The sequence below is a fragment of the Nonomuraea harbinensis genome (genome assembly GCF_019396385.1).
Taxonomy (GTDB): Bacteria; Actinomycetota; Actinomycetes; order Streptosporangiales; family Streptosporangiaceae; genus Nonomuraea; species Nonomuraea ferruginea.
On sequence record NZ_JAHKRN010000138.1, the window covers coordinates 1 to 574 of the forward strand.

Sequence of the window (574 nt, forward strand, 5' to 3'; positions counted from 1 at the left end):
ACGGGATGCAACGGTTGCTGAACCATGCCCGCTGGGACGTCGATGCGGTCCGTGACGCGCTGCGGGCCCAGGTCGCTGAGCGGCTGGGCTGTCTGGACGGGGTGCTGGTGGTCGACGACACCGGGTTCGAGAAGAAGGGCCGTCGCTCGGCCGGGGTGCAACGCCAGTACACCGGCACCGCCGGGAAGATCACGAATTGTCAGGTCGGGGTGTTCGCCTCTTACCTGCACCCGGGCCGGCAGCGGGTGCTGATCGACCGGGAACTGTATGTGCCCGCCTCCTGGTTCGCCGCACCCGGGCGGCTGGCTGAGGCCGGTATCTGCGAGCAGGTGGGGTTCGCGACCAAGCCGGAGCTGGCCTGGCGGATGATCGAGCGGGCCGCCGATGATCCGCTGATCACCTTCGCCTGGATCACCGCTGATGAGGGCTACGGCGACAATCCGCAGCTGCGGGAGCGGTGCCGTGGCCGGGGCCTGAACTACGTGTTCGCCGTCTCCTGCGACCATCCGATCACGCAGGCCGGCCGCAAGGTGCGCGCCGATGAGGCCTTCGCCGCCCTGGACCAGGACGCGTG

General features: G+C 69.3%; 1 protein-coding gene. It reads left to right on the forward strand.

The genetic code is table 11. The features are described from left to right. Window positions 1–14: 14 nt before the first annotated feature. Window positions 15–574, forward strand: a 560-nt coding sequence (locus tag KME79_RS44360) for an IS701 family transposase (protein WP_372452542.1), incomplete at its 3' end; no start/stop codon positions are given.